Consider the following 1,494-nt stretch of genomic DNA (forward strand, 5'->3'; position numbering starts at 1 on the left):
GCCATATCGAGCACGCCAAGCGCTACACCACCCACGCCATGGGCACCGACCAAGGCAAGTCCGGCGGCATCGTCGGCGCCGCCGTTCTGGCGGAGGCCCGGGGCGAGCCCGTCGCCAAGGTCGGCGTGCCGCGCTTCCGTCCCTACACGGCGCCGATCACCTGGGGCGCCATGGCCGGCGGCGAGGTTGGGCAGCACCTGCAGCCGACACGGCGGACCTCGCTGCATCAGACGCATGACGCGCTCGGCGCGGTTTGGATGGATGCCGGTATCTGGAAGCGCCCGGCCTATTATCCCAGGCCCGAGGACGTCGACGGCTGGGCGAGCGTCAAGCGGGAGGCGCGCGCGGTGCGCCAGCGCGTGGGGATCTGCGACGTCTCGACGCTCGGGAAGATCGCGGTGGAAGGGCCCGATGCGGCGACCTTCCTGGACCGCGTCTACGCCAACACCTTCTCCACCCTGCCGGTCGGCCGTGCCCGCTACGGGCTGATGCTGCGGGAAGACGGCATCGTCTTCGATGACGGCACCACCAGCCGCATCGGGCCGGAACGTTTCTTCGTCACCACCACCACGGCGCAAGCCGGGCCGGTGATGCAGCACCTGGAATTCCATCTCGCCAGCGCCTGGCCGAATCTCGATGTCAGCCTGGCCAGCGTGACGGACCATTGGGCCGCCATCGCCATCGCCGGACCCAAGGCGCGCGAGGTCGTGGCCGGAATCATCGAGGGCGTCGACCTGTCGAACGAGGCCTTCCCCTTCATGGCGGTGGCCGATTGTATAGCCGCCGGTGTGCCCGCGCGCCTCTTCCGCATCTCCTTCTCCGGCGATCTCGCTTACGAGATCGCGATGCCGGCCGGCTACGCCGCGCATGTCTGGCAGGCGGCGATAGCAGCAGGCGCGACGCATGGCATCGAGCCCTATGGCGTCGAGGCGCTCGGCCTGCTGCGTATCGAGAAGGGCCATGTCGCGGGGTCGGAGCTGAACGGCCAGACCACGGCGCACGACCTCGGCCTCGGACGCATGCTCAAGAAGAAGGGCGACTTCATCGGCCGCGTGCTGGCGCAGCGCCCCGGGCTGACCGATCCGTCGCGCCCGCATCTCGTTGGCCCGCGCAGCGCCGATCCGGCCCGGCAGATCCGCGCCGGGGCGCATCTGCTGGTCGACGGCCGCGACCAGGGCTGGATCACCAGCGCGACGCAATCCGTCGTCGATCCCGGCTGGATCGGCCTCGGCATGCTGCGGGACGGGGAAGCCCGCATGGGCAGCGAGATCCTCGCCGCCAACCCGCTGCAGGGCGAGGAGGTGCCGGTGAAGGTGGTCACCCCGCATGGCTATGATCCGGAGAACCGCCTTGTCCGCGCCTGAGCCGATGCATCCGCTGGCCGCCATCGCCACGCCGGGGCCGCGCGGCGCGGCGGGCAGCATGCCCGTCCGCGTCAGCCTGCCGCGCCGCGAGATCGTGCAGGTCATGGTCCGCCGGGGCCGCGAGGACGCC

At 71.0% G+C, this 1,494-nt stretch carries 1 protein-coding gene; it reads left to right on the top strand.

The genetic code is table 11. From position 1 onward, the window contains the following. The coding region (locus AC1DWF_RS31895) for a glycine cleavage T C-terminal barrel domain-containing protein (RefSeq protein WP_476842551.1) at positions 1–1,364 on the top strand (1,364 nt) is incomplete at its 5' end. Positions 1,365–1,494: the final 130 nt, after the last annotated feature.

The sequence above is a fragment of the Aminobacter sp. P4_D5 genome, from assembly GCF_056401815.1.